17 protein-coding genes and 1 tRNA gene are annotated in these 17796 nt (G+C 60.3%); 7 read left to right on the top strand and 11 right to left on the bottom strand.

Annotation, left to right across the window (positions count from 1 at the left end; all coding sequences use genetic code 11):
- The first annotated feature begins 203 nt into the window (after positions 1-203).
- Complete coding sequence (locus E2L06_RS09330) at positions 204-617, top strand: DUF5830 family protein (RefSeq protein WP_138780784.1); 414 nt, start codon at positions 204-206, stop codon at positions 615-617.
- Between the two features lie 33 nt (positions 618-650).
- On the opposite strand, the gene E2L06_RS09325 is transcribed toward E2L06_RS09330, so the two are convergent.
- Positions 651-1778 carry a hypothetical protein gene (locus tag E2L06_RS09325; RefSeq protein ID WP_138780782.1) on the bottom strand — a complete coding sequence of 376 codons (1128 nt, stop codon included), beginning with the start codon at positions 1776-1778 and terminating at the stop codon, positions 651-653.
- Positions 1779-1880: 102 nt separating this feature from the next.
- Here E2L06_RS09325 and E2L06_RS21830 point away from each other — a divergent pair.
- Positions 1881-2031, top strand: a tRNA-Met gene (locus E2L06_RS21830).
- A gap of 1005 nt (positions 2032-3036) precedes the next feature.
- On the opposite strand, the gene E2L06_RS09320 is transcribed toward E2L06_RS21830, so the two are convergent.
- Positions 3037-4182 (bottom strand): ISH3 family transposase, encoded by a 1146-nt coding sequence (locus tag E2L06_RS09320; protein WP_138780781.1) that lies wholly within the window; start codon positions 4180-4182, stop codon positions 3037-3039.
- Positions 4183-4416: 234 nt separating this feature from the next.
- Between E2L06_RS09320 and E2L06_RS09315 the strand changes: the two genes are divergently transcribed.
- Positions 4417-4890 carry a hypothetical protein gene (locus tag E2L06_RS09315; protein WP_138780779.1) on the top strand — a complete coding sequence of 158 codons (474 nt, stop codon included), beginning with the start codon at positions 4417-4419 and terminating at the stop codon, positions 4888-4890.
- Positions 4891-5138: 248 nt separating this feature from the next.
- Here E2L06_RS09315 and E2L06_RS09310 read toward each other — a convergent pair whose 3' ends face one another.
- The 5 genes from E2L06_RS09310 to E2L06_RS09290 form a co-directional block, all read right to left on the bottom strand.
- A complete protein-coding gene (locus E2L06_RS09310) occupies positions 5139-5672 on the bottom strand; it encodes a hypothetical protein (protein ID WP_138780777.1) in 534 nt (177 codons plus the stop codon).
- Positions 5673-6171: 499 nt separating this feature from the next.
- Positions 6172-7269, bottom strand: a complete 1098-nt coding sequence (locus E2L06_RS09305) for a glycosyltransferase (RefSeq protein ID WP_138780775.1) — start codon at positions 7267-7269, stop codon at positions 6172-6174.
- Positions 7270-8253 carry a glycosyltransferase family 4 protein gene (locus tag E2L06_RS09300; protein WP_138780773.1) on the bottom strand — a complete coding sequence of 328 codons (984 nt, stop codon included), beginning with the start codon at positions 8251-8253 and terminating at the stop codon, positions 7270-7272.
- Positions 8254-8355: 102 nt separating this feature from the next.
- Positions 8356-9216, bottom strand: coding sequence for a hypothetical protein (locus E2L06_RS09295; protein ID WP_138780771.1), 861 nt, complete (start codon positions 9214-9216; stop codon positions 8356-8358).
- 142 nt (positions 9217-9358) lie between these two features.
- Positions 9359-10936: a sulfatase gene (locus E2L06_RS09290; RefSeq protein ID WP_138780769.1), complete on the bottom strand. Its 1578-nt coding sequence runs from the start codon at positions 10934-10936 to the stop codon at positions 9359-9361.
- Positions 10937-11050: 114 nt separating this feature from the next.
- On the opposite strand from E2L06_RS09290, the gene E2L06_RS09285 reads away from it, so the two are divergent.
- Positions 11051-12070: a lysylphosphatidylglycerol synthase transmembrane domain-containing protein gene (locus E2L06_RS09285; RefSeq protein ID WP_138780767.1), complete on the top strand. Its 1020-nt coding sequence runs from the start codon at positions 11051-11053 to the stop codon at positions 12068-12070.
- Positions 12071-12127: 57 nt separating this feature from the next.
- Entirely contained in the window at positions 12128-12622 is a 495-nt protein-coding gene (locus E2L06_RS09280) for a metal-dependent hydrolase (RefSeq protein ID WP_138780765.1), read from the top strand.
- A 47-nt stretch (positions 12623-12669) separates the two neighbouring features.
- On the opposite strand, the gene E2L06_RS09275 is transcribed toward E2L06_RS09280, so the two are convergent.
- Positions 12670-13137, bottom strand: coding sequence for a metal-dependent hydrolase (locus E2L06_RS09275; protein WP_138780763.1), 468 nt, complete (start codon positions 13135-13137; stop codon positions 12670-12672).
- A 151-nt stretch (positions 13138-13288) separates the two neighbouring features.
- Between E2L06_RS09275 and E2L06_RS09270 the strand changes: the two genes are divergently transcribed.
- Positions 13289-13810, top strand: a complete 522-nt coding sequence (locus E2L06_RS09270; protein ID WP_138780761.1) for a DedA family protein — start codon at positions 13289-13291, stop codon at positions 13808-13810.
- A gap of 36 nt (positions 13811-13846) precedes the next feature.
- On the opposite strand, the gene E2L06_RS09265 is transcribed toward E2L06_RS09270, so the two are convergent.
- The 3 genes from E2L06_RS09265 to E2L06_RS09255 all read right to left on the bottom strand — a co-directional run bounded on the left by E2L06_RS09265 (position 13847) and on the right by E2L06_RS09255 (position 16753).
- Positions 13847-15262 (bottom strand): aryl-sulfate sulfotransferase, encoded by a 1416-nt coding sequence (locus tag E2L06_RS09265; RefSeq protein WP_171052333.1) that lies wholly within the window; start codon positions 15260-15262, stop codon positions 13847-13849.
- A 188-nt stretch (positions 15263-15450) separates the two neighbouring features.
- Positions 15451-16326: a universal stress protein gene (locus E2L06_RS09260; protein ID WP_138780757.1), complete on the bottom strand. Its 876-nt coding sequence runs from the start codon at positions 16324-16326 to the stop codon at positions 15451-15453.
- Positions 16327-16462: 136 nt separating this feature from the next.
- Positions 16463-16753, bottom strand: coding sequence for a HalOD1 output domain-containing protein (locus tag E2L06_RS09255; protein WP_138780755.1), 291 nt, complete (start codon positions 16751-16753; stop codon positions 16463-16465).
- Between the two features lie 141 nt (positions 16754-16894).
- Here E2L06_RS09255 and E2L06_RS09250 point away from each other — a divergent pair, with 141 nt between their 5' ends.
- Positions 16895-17725: an IS5 family transposase gene (locus E2L06_RS09250; protein WP_138780753.1), complete on the top strand. Its 831-nt coding sequence runs from the start codon at positions 16895-16897 to the stop codon at positions 17723-17725.
- Positions 17726-17796 lie beyond the last annotated feature (71 nt).

Below are 17796 nucleotides of genomic sequence, written 5' to 3'. Positions count from 1 at the left end.
TTATTCTGGTCATTGGGGTGCGGTCGCCGGAGTCTCGCTCCGGTCGGATCCTGCTCTCGCTCGAAAGAGAGGACAGCGACAGTATCAACAACTGGTGGATTCTCACGCCGTGGGAACCGGCAACAGCGTTCTTGCCTTGTGACTCTGTGGCTAGCTCTCCGAGGTAAACACGTTTATTCACGCCGAGATGAGACCACTGATAGATGGATCGCGACGAGGAGCACACCGCGGACGCGGAAGGACGGAACGGCGATGCTGCAATAACTGACGACCGCGTCGAACTCGGCCTGGCGTTGCTCGCGCGACTCGAGCACGAATCGCTCTCGCTGGCCGCGGTGATCGACCGGATCGAGACGGTCACGACCGATCCGACAGTGACGCGCACGATCCTCGATCAGGCCGAACTCCGCGGGCTGATCGAGCGCGATGACGGGATCGTCCGCCCGAAAAGCCGCCAGTACGTCAGCTTCGACCAAGACGTCATCACGAAAGAGGGCGACTTTACCTGCAAACGCTGTGGCTCCGGGCTGTCGACCGGCTACTTCATCGATCTCGAGGCCGGCGAACTCGGGCCCTTCGGCTCCTCGTGTATCCGAAAAGTGACTGGCCGAGAGTAAATCGAAGCCGTCGCCGGTCGCTGTCGCCGCGTGTTACCGGCCCTGCCGAAGCTCCGCGATCAACTGCTCGATCGTCTCCCCTTGCTTCTCGATGATCTCGTTTTGCCGCTCGACTGCCGCCTCGAGTGACTCGAGTCGCTCGATGAGGTCGGGATGGGGCTCGTCGGTGCGTCGCGCAGGATCATCAGTATCGGCGGCCGTGTCCGCTTCGCCGCTCTCCTCGAAGAACGAGTCGGAGTTCGTAGCGGTTGCCGCGCTGTCGCTGTCGTCGCGGGTTGCTGTCTCCGTCGCGTGTGCCCACTGGGCCTGCGACCCATCGGTTGTGTTCGACTGCCGTCCCGCGTCAGCGGCCGCGACACCGTCGGACCCACTGTCGGCGAGTGGATCAGCCGACTGGGCGTCGTCGCCGTTGCGTGCCGGCGTATCGCGGTCGCCGTCGTCCGGTTCCGGCGGATCGGCATCGAGCGGGTCGACACCGCCGCCGAAATCGACCGATGTCTCGCGGCTGTCGTCCTCGTCGTCTTCGCCAACCGTCTCGTTGAGTTCCTCGAGCGAACTGACGTCGTGATACTCGAAGAGTGCGCGTTTCAGCCGCTCCCGGAGATCGTTTGCCTCTTCGTTGGGGGCTTTGATCCGCTCAGGGCGGCCGTCGACGGTGAGGACGATCTGGGTCGCGACGCTGCCGTCCTCGAAGTCGAGGTTCGTCACGCCCTCGAAGCGGTACTCCTCGTAGTCTTCGTCCCAGACCGCGCCCCCGATGTGTTTCACCAGCCGTTCGCTCGTGATGATCAGGGTCAGCTCGCTAAAGCGGTAGGTCTTGACGACCGTCTCGCCGGGTTCTGTGATCCCGTTTCCGCTCAACACGCCGGCGAGCACGGGGTGGAGCACGTCGTCGGTCACGCTCGAGGGAACCGTAAACGCTTGTTCTCCCTCAAGGGCGTACTCGAAAACGAACTTCGTCTTGCGCCGGCCTTCCGAGAGGGTCAGCCGGTCGGCGTCGTGTGGGTAGTCGTCTGCCGATTCGTCGCTCAGGAGGCCGTCGGAACGATAGACGATAGTCCGCGTCGGCGTAATGAAAAGCTCGTCGTCGCCGCCGAGGGAGACGCGTGCTGCGATCTCCTCGCCGTCGAGAGTAGCGGTGACGATACCAGGAACGCTCATGCTCCGGAGTTAGTAACACCGTGTGATAAATCCGTGGGTCCGCGTTGCACGGCGGATTCGAATGAGAAGCTTAAAGAAATAGACGCCACTACTCCTACTCGAGCCCGGGTGGCTTAGCTGGACATAGCGCCGCACTCATAGGGTTCAGAGATTCGGTGCGGTTTCGCCTTGGAAGCCTCCGTGTCCCTCGAGGACTGCCGAGCCTCGAACCTGGGACATGCGGAGATCGAGGGTTCGGAGCCCTCCCCGGGCATGCTTCTCAAATCACACCTACGTCACCGTAAGAACATTCAGTTGTGGGAGGCTACTCCGCTGGAGTCACACGTTCTCCCGTCGTGAACTAACTCGACCGGTCAGCCAGATCATCTGACAGGGACGATCGAGCGTCACAATACGCTGATACAGCGTTCCTTCGACGACAGCCCAGACTAGCCAGCCGTGAGAGAGCAAGCTCGAGGGCATCCCGATCGGCCAAAACGAGACCGAGAGCAAGGAGGAGATCCTCCGATGATACGTTGCTTGAATATCTCGAATGTCATCTGTCCTATGTGGTGCGCCAATGAGAAACCGTTCTTGAAATTCCTATCACACGAAAGGTGCTTGATGCATGATATCATATATTATGCAACCAATCTATATTTGTTCACCAGTGAACTGGAATAGAACGAATAGTGAGTGCTTTACTCTCGAGGTAAAGGATATTGACGCCGGGATATCGGATGCGTCCGGGGACGAACTCCGGACTTAACGAGTTTGTATGGAAGTGGTGCTTGTAGCATGCCCATCGAACGGCAGACCGTTCCATTATTAGAATCACACTTATGCCGGTGACCGCTTTAAATAGAGCATATGTAGTTTAAGCGTTCTCCACTAATTACACTAACTAGTAGCAGTATCGAATAGTGTGTTTGAGAACGTTGTATACGCACTGTGATTTACTGTTTCTGTCTAAATTTTCCTTCCTCTAGATTCTTTACTATATTTTTACATTAGGGCCGATTCAGATGACGTCGATGCCCTAATACACTAATCATGCGATTCAGGGCATTTCACCCCGGTTTTACACCGGGATCAGTCGATCACATCGAGAGACTCACGATCTTCTCCAGTAGGCACTGAATCTACGTCTGTGATATCTGGATAGCCTTCGGAGCGATAGTGGTGGCGGGATCTGATATCAGTCAGTCGCTGTCGGCGGCGGATCGCCGCCGACGCGACAGTGTAGCCACTCACGAGCGCTGCCCCAATTCAGGGACAGCTACCGGAAGAACCGGTCGTCAGGTGGTTGATTCGCTGGGACAGCTCTGCGCACACCGAGAGCTGTCCAGGCAGCACGAACCACCATCTCACAGAACTCCGTGAACGACCACTCCCAGAGGCGGCGCCCCCCACGGCGGGGAGCCGCCACGTACATCCAGTGAAGATATCGCCAAACGTTCTGCAGCAACAGACTCACGACAAACAGCAATAACCGAAGCCCAGCGTCCCGAGAACTGGTGAGAGAAAGGCTCTGCTTGGCTAATCGGTAGCTTGATTCGATGCCGAAGCGCTTGCGATAGTGTTCTCGTGCATCCTGTGGCGTGTGGATGAACGGCGCGTCAGCGGCGTAGCCGTGACGCGCCACCCCATGTTCGCCGTATCGTCCTCGCTGGTAGACACAATCGATGAACACAGGGAATGTTACTCGCCCAGCGAGTTCGTGTTCGATCACGCGACTCCAGCCTTTGCTGAGTTCGTCTTGAATTGTTTCGCCCCACTTGACAATTGGCATGATGTAGGCGTAGTTGTGCGCGTACAGCAGTTTGAGACAGGTGCTGTTGTAGAATCCGCGGTCAAGGTAGACGGCCTTGACGCGCAGGTCAAGGCCGTCGAGGAGTTCGAGGAACTCATCAAGAGCATCGCTGGTGGCTTCGCCAGCGACCAGCTGGCGAACCGCCAGTGTGTATCGCTTGTTACGCACCCGTGCATAGAGCGTGACGTAGGTGTGAAAGGCAGTGGTTCCTCGTTTCGCCTGTGAGAAGTACAGTGACTCCGTCTCGTCCTCGTCACCGTAGTAGGAATCGAGGTGGAGGTCGGCGACGACCTCTACCGGTCGATCTGGAAGCGTCTCAAGGACATCTCGTTGAAGGAGCGTGTTCCCAACCGTTTCAACGGTATCAAGATCGAACTGATCGGTAAGATATCCACGGACGGTATTGGCGTGGGGCGAGTCGTTCGTTTTCTCGCAGACGTGATTGATCGAGGTCCCGCCGGCGCTGGCGCCGGCGAGGACCTCGTACAACTCCTCCGTCGTGACCGCTACACTCTCTCCGAGCTCCAGCGAAAGTTCCTCATCGAGACTGTTGACGACAAAATTAAGCAGGTGCTCTTCTTTTAGCTCGTTGTCTGCTTGGATTGATTGCACACCTTCGCCAAGCAGACACTCATCCTAATCCAATGTGATCGACTGGGGATTGATCCTATAAATATACTCCCGGCTTGCGAAACAATGGGTCCCGGTTAATATAGACCCTGTTGCGACACTCTCCCGGGTAACGGACGGAGGACGGCGAGACACGTCCCGAATAACCGGGGCGTCCCCACGGAGGTGCAATCAGTGGCGACGCCGTCTCCTCCTACGTGCCCGGAGAACAAAAACATGAAACGACCAATCACAGTCCTACTGGCGCTCGCGGTGATGGGTAGTATACTCATGATCGGCGGAGTTGGAGGAGTTGCTGCCTATAGTGAACAGGTGAACGTCAACGACGGCGGGGCCAATAATTACCAAGCAAATTCGAACGAACAAGTGGCGCCTTGGAGCTATAATTACCAAGAGAACCATAATACCGCTGGTGAGTATCAGAATACACAGATAAACGACAACAACCAGCGCGATACGACGCCGTCAACACTCGATTCGGAGGCCTACAACATGCAGATCAACCGTAATACCGCCGCTGCTGAAAACTACCAGGAGAACGACAACAGGCAGTTCTCAGGGTACGATGGCTCCAACGATAACACCCAAGTGAACGCCAATAGCGGGGAATCCGGCACCAACATAGATCTTAACGAGAACCTTCAGTCTGATAGATACAACGACAACGAGCAGATCAACGAAGACTACTAACGAAGAGCGCTGCAATTTTTTACACGAGCAATAATGTGTGGCCCTTCCCGGAATGAGCGCATGTGACTGAACCGAGTTGCATGTCCTCACGGGTCGGTGAGAAGCGTTGGCCGACGTTTCTCAGTTAGTCAATCACGTCACTTCTAGTCCAGACCAGTACGACGCCGTTTTGTATCTCTATATTTGCTCACTAATCACGAAAGAGAGAGCGGTTCAAGAGTTTCAGTACGAAAGCAAGGAAGATCTCATCAGCAGTGTTTTTCATTATGCATTGAACTCACACCGCTGTTATCAAAGGTGATGACTGATCGAGAGTTACAGTCGCTGTCCGATACTGTCGTCGTAGTACTGCTATAGGAGGAGTGGGATTCGATCGTCGTCGTGTAGGTCCCTCCTTTGTCCACAGTAAGTTCGAGGGCTGTACCGGCAGGCAACTCGTCGGTATCATCAAGCACGATGTCTCCGTCATGCGTGATTTGAAGTGTGAACTCCCGCGTCTCGTTCCCAGTATTCTCAATGATGATTCGGTGCATGGCAGTTGCTTCCGCTGAACCGATGTCGGTAGTATCGACGAGAGAGAACTGTTCGATAGGTCCAGGTTCCTCTGGTTCAAGAGCTATCTCACCAGCCTCGTTACTGTCCGAGATCGCATCCTCGGTATCAGTATTTGATCGATTGGTATTTGTGGTCACACTCTCATCAGCATCTTGACCGCCGAGGCAGCCCGTGGCCACAGTAATTCCGATACCTACACCAGCGTGAATGACATTCCGCCGGTTCATGCTAGGCGACAGAATAGCGTGCGCGAATCGTGTTTCAGTCTCTGGACATTCATAAGTCGAAGTCGATTGGGACGGCATTTTTCTCAGATCACATGGGGGTATGAAAATGTGGGGCGAGCAACAGCAAGGTACTGACATCAGGAGCAGTCACCGGTAAATCGCTATAACGATTTCAAGTAAAACATCCACAGCGATGATCAGACGTGTTGCCTGGGGTTTCTGTCATCCCTTCATTCTTATAGTCAAATTCGTGCATTTCGTCGTCTCATCATGCTCGTGCTCGAGCCGCTTTCCCTGCCCCGATATCCTGCCGTTTGAGTTGATACTGGTTTTGTCTGCCGTCATTCCGGTGCTTACAGACTGAAGGCGAGAATCTGAAAGAAGCTATAGTAACAACTGAAACTGTTTACACGCTGATCGCACAGCTGTCGTGCGATCAGGTATGCACTGACTTTCAGTGGCTACTATAGTGCGTAGTGGGTGCTCGAAGCAAGCCGTCTCAGCTTCGCTCTTCTTCGGAGAGACGCCACGGACTCTCGGCGTCGGTGGCGCTTTCGTCCGTCGCGAGCGGGACGGTCTCGTACAGTTGCTCGAGGTGGTCCATCGTGTAGTCGACCGCGTAGCGTTCGACGCCAGCCCTGGTGTCGCGGTCGGTTGCCAGACACGTCTCGATGGCGTCGATCATCGACTCGCGGTCGCCGTAGGTGAACCGTTCGCCGTTGTCGGCCCCGATCGTCCGATCGAACGGCGCGACGTCGGCGGCGGCGACGGGCGTCCCACAGGCGTTGGCCTCGAGCGTCGACAGACCGAGTGTGTCGGCAGTCGACGCGGTGACGAACGTATTGAGCGATGAATAGAAGACCGGCAGCTCCTCACGGGGGAGGAAGCCGCGAATGTCGACGTTGTCCGGGGCTGCACGCTCGAGGGAGTCGCGATACGGCCCGTCGCCAACGATGACGAAGTCGTACTCCGGGAGCGCTTCGGCGGCCCGGAGAATCTCGCTGACGTTTTTCTCCATGCTGAGTCGGCCGCTGTAGCCGATCACGGTCCGATCGGGATACCGGTCCTCGGCAGTCGGCTGGAAGAAATCCATGTCGATTCCGACCGGTAACTGGACGTGTTCGACGTCGCGGTCGATCCGTTCGGTCGATGCCGTCACGACGTCGAAACTTTGGAGGAAGCTGTTCTCGACGGGCACGTACAGGCCGGAAAGCAGGCCCGCGACCGACTCGAGTTTGATGCTCTGGTGAAAGTACTCTTCGAGTGGCGTGTGATGGGTGTAGATCGCCGGCAGGTCGTGTTTCCAGGCGTAGTACCGACCGAGGACGCCGATGGGGGCGGGGCCGTGACAGTGGACGACATCGAGGTCGGGCAGCGTCGACGGTCGTTTCGTCACCGGAATCCGATAGCCGGCATAGAAGGGGTTCGGCATCGAGGTCACTGGAATCTCGCGGTCGCCGGGCTCGTAGTCGCCATCCGGGTAGATGACGTACACCTCGTGTCCTTTCCGCTCCAGTTCCTCACGCCAGAGTTTGATCGTATACGTTACGCCATCGATCTCGGGAAAGTAGCTATCCGTAAAGAATCCAATCTTCATTCAGACCACCTCCTCGTATAACGACTGATACTGGTTCGCGACCGCCTCGAGCGAAAATTCCTCACTGCGGGCGGCCGCGTTCGATCCGAGTTGCTCTCGAAGCGCCGGGTCGCGGAGTCGCTCGAGGGCCGCCTCGAAGCCGTCGACACCGTCGTCCGCGACTTTCAGGCAGTCCTCGCCGTCCTCGAGCCACGAGAACGTCTCAATGTCGCGGACGAGAGGCGGTTTGCCGGCTGCCATCGCCTCGAGCAACGCGATTCCCTCGTTTTCCTCGTGCGTGGGGAAACAGAAGATGTCGCCCGCGGCGTACGCACCACGGATGTCGTCGACGTAGCCGGTGAACGTACAGTTGTCCGGGGCGTTCTCGATCAGCGCCGTCGTCTCACGGCCCTTCAAGGAGAGGTCCAGCGGCCCGAACCAGGCGAAATCCAGGTCCGGCAGCCGGCGGGCCAGTTCGACGAACGTTTTGAGGCCCTTGCGCTTGATGACGTGGCCGACGAGGAAGACGGTCGGTGACTCGAGGTCGTACCGGTCGCGGTACTCGTTCTCGAGCGATTCGAACCCCGCGAGCTTCGACCGGTCGACGCCGTTCGAGACGACCGTCGTCGGCGTGTCGGTGTACGTCTCGATCAGTTCCTGGTTGTATTCGGAGGGACAGACGAGCGCGTCGGCCAGCCCGTAGGCCCACTCGAGATACGGTTTGAGCGGCTTCGCGAGGGCGTTCGTGAACCGAAAGCTGTCGCCGAAGTCCTCGGCAGTTACGTGTGTGTTCGCGACGACGGGGACCCCCTTCGATTGCGCCTGCCGTGCGTACCAGACCGACCGTGGTCCCATAAGGTTACAGTGGAAAACGTCTGCCTCGAGCGTCGGCTCGGTCGTGTAGGTCAGGTCCAGCCGATCGAGCATCTTCCGCTGGTGGACGACCGACTCGTGGATACCGCCGGTGACGTGGGACTCGAGTTCGAAGTAGTGACTGATTTTCATACCGGATTCCCTTTGTGAGTCGGACGAGTTACTGCCGTAGCCGTGCGGTCGTCGCGAGACAGTGGTGATCGGTGCGGTCCCCGCTGGTCGAGTGCGACGGTCTCACTCGACTTCGAGCCACGGCACTTCCATGAGCGCCGGAATGTACGTCTCGATGTGGTGTTCCCAGACGCCCTCCTCGCCGAAGGCTTCGCCGTGGTCTGCGGTCACGATGACGGTGCCGTCGAGGTCGTCGACGAGATCGGCGACGGACTCGAGTGCGATCCGCAGGTTCTCCTCGTAGAGCGCCATCGCCGCCTCGCGAGTGCCGTTCGTGACGACTTCGGTGGGATCGAGCTCGAGCCACAGGCCCGCCTTCTGTGCGAGTTCGCTGCCCTCGAGTTTGTTCTCGACTTTCGGGCGGATCGTATCGCCAAGCGAGGCGAGCGCACCGCCGCTGCCGTCCTCACTTTCTTCGGCTTCCTCCTGTTTCCGAATCCCCTTCTGGATCTGTTTGAGTTTTTGGCCCTTGCCGCGAGCGAGGTAGGGCGCGTGGGGCTGCATGTAGTGGAGCACCGTCCGGTCGGCGTCCTCGACGGCGTCTTGGTTGTTATAGAACGCCTCCGCGATGCCGTCCGGCGGCACCGTGCCGAGATCGTCGTCCCAGCCCGATTTCCACACGTCGAAGACGTTGCTGATGTGATTCGAAGCCGACCACTCGTAGTCACAACTGGCCCCCCACTTGAGCTCGTTCAACGGAATGCCGAGGTCGTTGATAAATGGGTTCCCCGAGAAGTACGCGATGTCGTGTTCCTCGGTGAAGGTTCGATAGGCCCACTCCGGCGTTGACGAACCGACACTCCGGCGCTTTTCCAGCGTCCCGTCGAGATACTCGTCGTAGACCTCGCTGAATACGTCGTACCGACACGCATCCAGCACGAGACAGTAGTCCCACTCTGACTCGAGGAAGTGCTGGTCGTCCATTAGTTGCGACTATCTTGCGAACCGACCTATGTATTCTTATTGGTTCTCGGAAAGTCAGTCAAAACACTATTTTCGCGCCAGCCAGCCGCGATACCGCCGGTCTAGCTGTCAGGCAGTGCCAGCATACTGCCGGCTTGGCAGGTTACTCGAGATAGCCGAGCTCCCGGAGCCGGTCGCGGGTCTCCTCGTCGGCCTCCTCGAGGGCGTCGATATCGTCGGTATCGGTCTCGGACGGATCGTCCCACGCGCCGCCGACGTTTGCCTCGAAGCGGGCGAGTGCCTGCTCGGTCACAGCGACAACGTCGTCGTCAGCCGGGTCGACCGGCGACGTCTCGCCGGGATCCTTGTCGAGACGATACCCCTCGTCGGGGATGCGATCTGCGCGAACATACTTCGCGGCCGTGCTGCGGGCAGCCCGCAGCCGCGAGTACGCGCGGTGATCCTCGGGGAGGGTGATGCCGGCCTCGCTGGCTTTCTCCTCTAGGTGGTGCAGTTCGATGACCGGCTGGGCGTACTCGACGAACGCGTAGTCGTCCGCGTCGTCGCCCTCGAGGACCGCCCGTTGCCCGACGTCGGGGTCCGTCGCCCCGTCGAAGGCACGATACTCGTCGGCAAGCAGCGAGCGCGTCGGGTCGCGAGCGACGGCACCGGCAGCATCGCCAGCCAGACCGACCGCCTCGGGATCGACATCCAGCGAGTCCAACACGGTGTGATAGCAGTCGAGCAACTCGACGAGGTCGTCGCGACGGTCGCCCTCGAGGTCGGGATGCTTAACGAGCAGCGGGACGTTGATGAGCTGGTCGTAGAGGGCGAACTCGTGGCCGTAGAGGTCGTGTTCGCCGTGGAGTTCGCCGTGGTCGGCCGCAACGATGACGGTGGTGTCTTCCCACTGGCCGGTTTTGCGCAGCCAGTCGAACAACCGGCCGAGTTCGGCGTCCATGTGGGCGATTTCGGCGTCGTAGAGCCCGCGGATCGCCTCCCACTCCTCGTCGTCGATGTCTCGCGCACCGGAGTTGAACTCCTTGGAGTTCTGGCAGACATCGTCGGGGTCGACGCCGGGGGCGAACTCCTCGCGGTACTCTTCAGGCGGGTAGTACGGGAGGTGGGCGTCCATCAGATTGACGAACGCGAACCAGCCGTCGTCGCTATCGCTGTCGTCGATGAAGGACTTCGTGCGGTCGATGACCGACGGTGTCTTCGAGTCGGCACTCTCGCCGCTGGCGAGTTTCGAGTGAGCCATCGCGCCGAGGTGGACGAGCTTCGATGCCAGATCGCGGAGGTAGTCGTTGTCGTTGATCGCCTGCCACGCACTCGCCAGCGGCCCCGAGAGGACGTCGCCGGGCAGTACCTCGAAAAAGGAATCCTGCGCGTCGAACCCATCGGTGAGCCCGGTGTAGGGAGTGATCCAGGCGTTCGAGGAGTAACAGGCCGTGTCGTAGCCAGCCGCCGACAGGACCGACGCGAGGGTCGTATCGCCGTCGAGATACGGACTGCCCTGATCGGCTCCGTGCTGGCTCGGATACCGGCCGGTAAACAGCGAGGCGTGAACCGGCAGCGTCCACGGCGCGGGTGCGATCGCCGATTCGAAGACGGTCGCTTCCTCGGCAAACCGCGAGAGTTCCGGCGTCGTCGCCCGCTCGTATCCATATGGCTCGAGTCGATCCTTCCGGACCGTATCCAGAACGACGAAGAGGACGTTCGACTGGCGAGTCCTGTCCATTACTGGCCACACTTCGCTCCACGCAAATAAATCGATTGAAGGGTCCGACGCACTATGTTCGATCGAGTCGGTGCCGATCAGATGTTTCAAGTTTACTGACGATTCATACCCGCCATGGACGAGCGAAATCGGCGGGCATTTCTCATCGGAATCGCCGGCGCGATCGCGGCCTTCGCGATCCTGTTTTTCCTCGTCGGTGTCCGTGACGTTCTCGACTCGTTGCTCTCGGCGACGCCCTCCCTGGTCGTCGCGACGTTCGCGCTCGCGCTCGGCTGGCTGGCCGCCTGGAGCCTGATGCTGCGGACCGTGCTATCTTCGCTCGATATCGAACTCCCGATCGGCAAGTCGTTTCTCGTCTATGCGGGCGCCGTCTTCGCGAACAACGTCACCCCGTTCGGACAGGCCGGCGGCGAGCCGATCGCCGCCTTGCTCATCTCGAAGACCGCCGACGCACGCTACGAGACCAGCCTCGTCGGGATCGCCACCGTCGACGTCATCAACGTCGTCCCCTCGATCTCGCTGATCCTCGTGGGCGTCGGCTACTACGCGACCACCGCGGCGATCGGCCAGCGCCTCGAGACGGCCGTCGGCTCGGCGGTCGTGTTGATCGCGGGCATCGTCATCGTGATGGGACTCGTGTGGCGCTATCACCGAACACTCGTCGATCGGCTCCCTGCCATCGTCGCCCCCCGGATCGCGCGGCTTGGATTCGACCGGTTCGACTCCGAGACGCTCGAGGAAGACATCGCCGATCGCTTAGGGCGGTTCTTCGAGAACATCGAACGCGTGGCGACCGATCGATGGCGACTGGCCGCGATCATCGGCTTGTCGCTGTGTGGTTGGCTCTTTCAGACGGCCGCGCTTACGGTCGCGTTCGACGCGATCGGCTACGACGTCTCGGCGTACGTCCTGCTGTTCGTGATCCCGCTTGCGAACCTCGCGGGCGCTGCGCCGCTGCCGGGCGGGCTCGGCAGTATCGAAGCCGCGTTCGTCGCGCTGCTCGTGCCAACGACCGGCATCCCGGGGTCGGCTATCACCGCGGCCGTCCTCATCTTCCGGGGCGCGATCTACTGGATGCCGGTCCTGATCGGCGGACTGTCGGTGTCGGCGTTCGGCGTCCGGGCAGTGCGGTAAGCGGCTGCTGGCCGATAGGATCATTGCCGTCCGGCCCCGACGGTCGGCCGATCGACCATGTACCGGGAAGGCCACGCCGGTTTCAACGCCTTGCTCTATGCGCCGGTTCTCCCCGTCGTGAGCTACGTCTGGTCGCTCGAGCTGGCGCTGGTCGGTGCGCTCGTGGCCGTCGGGGTCGCCAACATCCCTGATCTCGATCAGCCGTTGCCGCGCATACGCCATCGCGGGCCGACCCATACCGTCTGGTTTGCGGTCCTCGTCGGGTTGGTGGCTGGTATCGGGACCGAACTGCTCGTCCCTGCGGCACCGGTCGCGTTCCGGTTCGGATTCGTCGTCGGCACCTGCGGCATCCTCGCCCACCTCGCCGGCGACATCGTGACGCCGATGGGGATCAGCCCGTTCGCACCCGTCTGGCGGTATCACGTCACGCTCGAGTGGTTCAAATCCAAGAACAGCCGGATCAACCGGGCGTTGTTGCTCGTCGGCTCGAGTGCGCTGTTCGCGTCGCTGCTCCTGACGATGGGGCTGTCGGCGGTCGTTCCGACGAGTTGACCCGTCCCGGCTGTTCGGTCTCGCTCGATTCCGGGTCGACTCAAGGCTTAGAGCGACTGCTGCTCGTTTGCATCCCAGACGAGGAGCGCGAGCGACGCAGTCCAGAGGAAGACTGTCGCGGTCGGACTGTGGACCGCCAGTCCGGGGCTCCAGCTCGTCCGAAGCGGGAACAGGAAGTCGATCCCCTTCGGCGACAGCGAATCGATCGCGAGATGTGAACCGAGTGCCAGTCCGACGGCGAGCGCGACGCGTCGCCCGATCGTGGACGGCTGCTGACGACCAACGGCGTACCCGCCAGCGACGACCGCCAGCGCGAACAGGGGCGTGTGGGTGATCCCGCGGTGGACGAACGGCCAGGCCCAGCCCGCTGGAAAGAGCAAGTCGATGTCCGGAAGCAGTCCGAAGAGGAGCCCGATCCGTGGATCGGCGTCGGTGAGTCCGGCAACCAGGGTGTAGCCGACGAACGCATGGGTCGCGAACGCACCCGTCAGAAACAATATCCGTCCGATCTCCATCGGCGATAGTTTCGGCCGGTGTCACCACATAGCTTATGCTCTTCGAAGGCGGGAGCGATGGATACCAACCGTTGGACGACAGCCACTGTCGCGACCGATCACCGGGCCTGAATCAACAATGCTTACATTCGGGGTGAACTACCCACGGGTTATGTATCCGTTGCAACTCGAGGAGATGCCGTCCTGGCTCGAGTCGATGCTGACGTCCGAGCTCGCACTTGCCGTGTTCTTCGGGATCTGTGTCCTCGAGGGAGCGATGCTGCTGCGATTTATGCCGAGCGAACTCGTCGTCCCGGCCGCACTGGCGCTGATCGGGTCATCGATGTCGAAAGTAGTGACGATCATCGCGATCGCGGTCGCGGGGACGACCATCGGTCAGTTCGGGCTCTTCTGTCTCGTCCGCCGGGCTGGCCGGGAGTACGTCCTCCGAAAGAGCTGGTTTCCGGTCACGGAGTCGCGACTCGAGCGGTTCGACGGCTGGTTCGATCGCTGGGGTGCGGTGGCCGTCGCGGTAAGTAATACGATGTTGTTCGTCCGCGGGCTGTTGACCGTCCCTGCGGGGCTCTCAGAGATGGACGGCCGCGCGTTCGTCGCGCTGTCGGCGATCGGCTCGCTGTCGTTTCAGTCGATTCTCGCGGCGCTGTATCTCCTCGGTGGTCGCCTGTTGGCGTGATCGAGCGGCCGAAAACGAAACGCGTCTCGCAGCGGGTTAGTTCTTCCCCTGTCGGTAGACCGGCAGCCGGAACCGGACGCCAGCGTCGCGGAGTTGCCACCTGAGCTCGAGGCCGGCCCACGAGAGGCCGGTCAGCAACGCAACGCCGATCGCGGCGAACTCAGAGGACCCCATCCAGACCGGACTCACGAACAGGAGGGCGTTGTAGATCCGGTGTGGGAGGATTGACTCAATGAGATCACCGAGGAACTCGAGGGGGCTGAAGTCGAGGCCGCTACCACCACCGCCACCGCCGCTGCTGCTGGTCTCGGCTGCGGTCCGGTTCTCGAGGCCGAGCGTCTGAGCGCTCTGGCCGCCCGCGCTTTCGTCGCCGGTCTCGAGGCGCTCGGCTTCGTAGGGGAGTGACGAGCCGACCTCCCAGACGATATCGCCGGATTCGTTGACCTCGATGACGCGGTTGCCGTGGGTGTCTGCGATCAGCGTGTTGCCGTTTGGAAGCCGATCGGCGTCCCGTGGCCACTGGATCCGATCGTCTTCCCACTGCCAGGTCTGGTTCCACTCGCCGTCTTCACGCTGGAACTCCTTGATCTGGGCGTTCTCGGAGTCGGCAACGATGATCGCCGGCCCGCCTTGGCTCTCGGGAATGAAATCGGGGTTGTGCTGTTCGTGGAGGATGTCGTACTCGTTTTCCGATCCGAGCGTCCAGTCCTCGAGCAGTCCTTCTTCCCGATCGAGGAAGACGACCTGGTCCTGGTTGCGCAGACTGGCCATGATTCGGCCTTCCATCTGCCCGCTTTCGATGTACTCGACGTCGTTGATGTGTGCCCAGTCACGGGGCCAGGAGTGACCACCCTCGAGCGGGAAATCGCTCTGGGCGTCCCAGAGCCACTCGACGACCTCCGTCTCGGTGTTGACGACGAAGACCTGATCGGCGACCATGTCGGCGACGACGAAGTGGGTCTCGTTGATGCGGTCGACGTCGTGCCACTCGCCGGCGTACTCCTTGTAGTCGTAGCGCTCGTAGAGCACCTCGACCTCACCGGTCTCGAGGTCGGCCCGCTCGATGACGTTGCGGGTACACGGCGGAGCGCCACAGTTCTCCCCTTCGGTGTGGATCGTATCCGTCGCGGCGTATTCGACGGTCAACGGGTCGCCCGCGACGGGATCGGCGTCGAAGTATTTCGTCCGCGAGTTGTTGTAGTAGAGGACCTCGCCACTTGGCTGATAGGCGGTGATTGTTCCAGCACGACCCGACTCGGTGACGACCGTGTGGTGCTCCGTCGGCGGCGCGTCCGGAACGTCTGCTCTCGAGGACGTCGAGACGCCCTCTCCTGCTGCGCCGGCGACGACGGCGGCGGACAGCAGGATTAGAACGGCGAGCGCAGCCCGGAGCCGGGTTCTCGTTATTTCCGACCGAACCCGCTCGAGCGACGGAAGCGATTGTTCGGTCACGGTATTCTCACCATCCCGTTTCGGCATGCCGTTTGGGGACGCATTGTCCTTTGTTTCCTGATCGAGATATTAGTACGTTGTTGAACGTTCTATTCTCCGCGGGACGGACAGCATATCGTGCCCGTCCCAACAGCGACTGGGCTAACGACTCGAGCGCTTCTTCCGACGAGGAACGTGGTTCGATAGTACTACTCCTGCTCGTCCGCCCGCGTCGTCAGGACGGGCACCGGCGACGTGCGGATCACCCGCTCGGTGAAGCTCCCGAGCAGGTGTCGATCGAGGCCGGTGCGGCCGTGTGTCCCCATCACGACGAGATCGATCTCCTTCTCGTCGGCATACCTCGTGACCTCTTGTGGCATCGAGCCGGTCACAATGGTCGTTGTGACGTCGTCGACGCCCGCCTGCGTGGCAGTCGCCTCTGCCTCGTCGAGAACCGACTGGACGTTCTCCTCGAGTTGCTCGGAGAGCTGTGCCGATTCCGCGTCGCCGACCTCCGGGAGTTCGTCGACGATAGACAGCAAGTGAAGCGTCGCACCGGTACGTTCGGCGGCCGTCGCTGCCAGTTTCAGCGCCGCCGTTGCATGGTTGCTCCCATCGGTTGGAACGAGCACGTCGGTGTAGGGGTACGTCGGCGTCACGCCGTCGGCTGCTCGAACCGTCATCACCGGCACGGGGCTTCGGTTTACGACGTGATCCGTGACGCTCCCGAGAACGTACTCTCCCAGTCCGCGCCGACCGTGGGCACCCATTGCGATGAACTCGAACTCGTCGGCGCTGACGTAGTCGACGATCGTCGGCCGGGGATCACCCTGTACGACGTCCGTGACCACGGACACGCCGCGTTCCTCGGCGAGCGCGACACCCTCCGAGACGAGCGATTCACCTTCTTCCTCGAGGACGTCGACGACGTCAGTGCCGAGTCGGGTGAGACTCGGTTGGTTCGTGTCCGCGATGTGAAGCAGGTGGACGGTCGCGTCCCGCTCACTGGCGATGTCGAGGGTGTGCTCGAACGCTGCGGTTGCGGGGTCACTCCCGTCGGTCGGGACGAGAAAGCGAGGTGACATACGTGAGTGTTCGAGACGGACTTGCTTATATACTGTTGACCAACGGTCCGTCAACACCTGGTCGCTCTCGTTTCTCCGTACGGAATTCGAGCGTAAAAAGGAGGATACCACTATGCCCGCAGACGGCGTCGAGTCGCTAAACGGTCTCGACGCGAACCTCGCCGTCTGCTGTGACAGTCACCAGACACTCGCTGTACTCGAAGGACACCGAGCCGTTGGGGCGGAGGCCGTTCACGCGTGGTTCGAACAGTCGCTCGAGCGCGTCGGCGTTGATCGAATAATGCAGTGGCTCGAGTTCAGTGACGTCTTCGTTCAGGAACGTTGCGACGGCGTCCGCGACGGCGACGCTGAGCGGTTCGTCGCCGAGTTGATCGTAGTGCACGGTGTAGTGATCCCCAATCTCGGTCGCCGGTGTTGGTGAACTCATCTTGCTCATAGCGTATACGTACCCCCAGTACGGTGGGAAGTCGTTTCGTGGTTCAAGAGTTGTTGGCTCCATTGAATCACTAGACGGCGTCGGGATGGGTCGGTAAATCAAAGGAGTTGAAGCGGGTAAGTGGCAGTTTGGATGAACCTCACTACCCGCTTCACTGAGGAGATGGTGTCGCTGGCCAAAAGTTATTGCGACGATTCCGACGAAGCTGCCGCCCCGGAAGGTGGCGGCAGCTTCGCAGAGTACGCGATGATTTCCCTCCACGGGCTGCGAATTTTCCTCGATGAGACCTACGAGATGATCATTGACCGGCTGGAGGTGATGCCGCCAATTCTGGAGATCATCGGCCTTGAGTCCGATGATCTCCCGCATCCATCGACGTTGAATAAGTGGCTTGACAAGATCGTGATGCAGGTCTGGCGCGTGCTGCTGCGCCACTCGGCGCAGCTGCACAACCCATCGCCACACGTCGCCGTTGACGCAACGTACTACGAGCGGTCACCGGCGAGCAAGCACTACTGCGACCGCACGAACTACCGCGTTCAGACGGTCGAAGCGACGAAACTCGTTGATACAGACACGCAAGCGATCTTAGACGTCCATTGCACGACCACACGAGAAGGAAGCGACGCAGACGTGTGTGCGCAACTCGCCCGCCGGTACGCGGGCGAGTTGCAGACCCTTGCAGCGGACAGAGGCTATGATAGCCAGCCATTGCGTGAGACCCTCCGAGACATGGGCATACGTCCCCTCATAAAACACCGCGTCTTCGCTCCGTACGACCACGCGCACAACGCACGAATCGAGGACGAACTCTACAACCAGCGCTCAATGACCGAGACAGTGAACTCCTCGGTCAAGCGCTCGTACGGCTCTGCCGTCCGAGCGCGTGAATGGTACCGTGAGTTCCGTGAGATCGTGCTGATGTGTCTCGTCTACAACATAAAACAGTACGTGACCCGCTGATTCCAACGCCCTCTTGCGATTCAATAGAGCCGAGTTGTTGTAAAGAACCTACTCGTTAACTGTGTAAGTGC

Origin of the sequence: Haloterrigena sp. H1 (assembly GCF_005938085.1) — an archaeon.
Lineage (GTDB): Archaea > Halobacteriota > Halobacteria > Halobacteriales > Natrialbaceae > Natrinema.
Note: the sequence above shows the minus strand (reverse complement) of the source record. Positions and strands in the feature narration are given on the sequence as shown.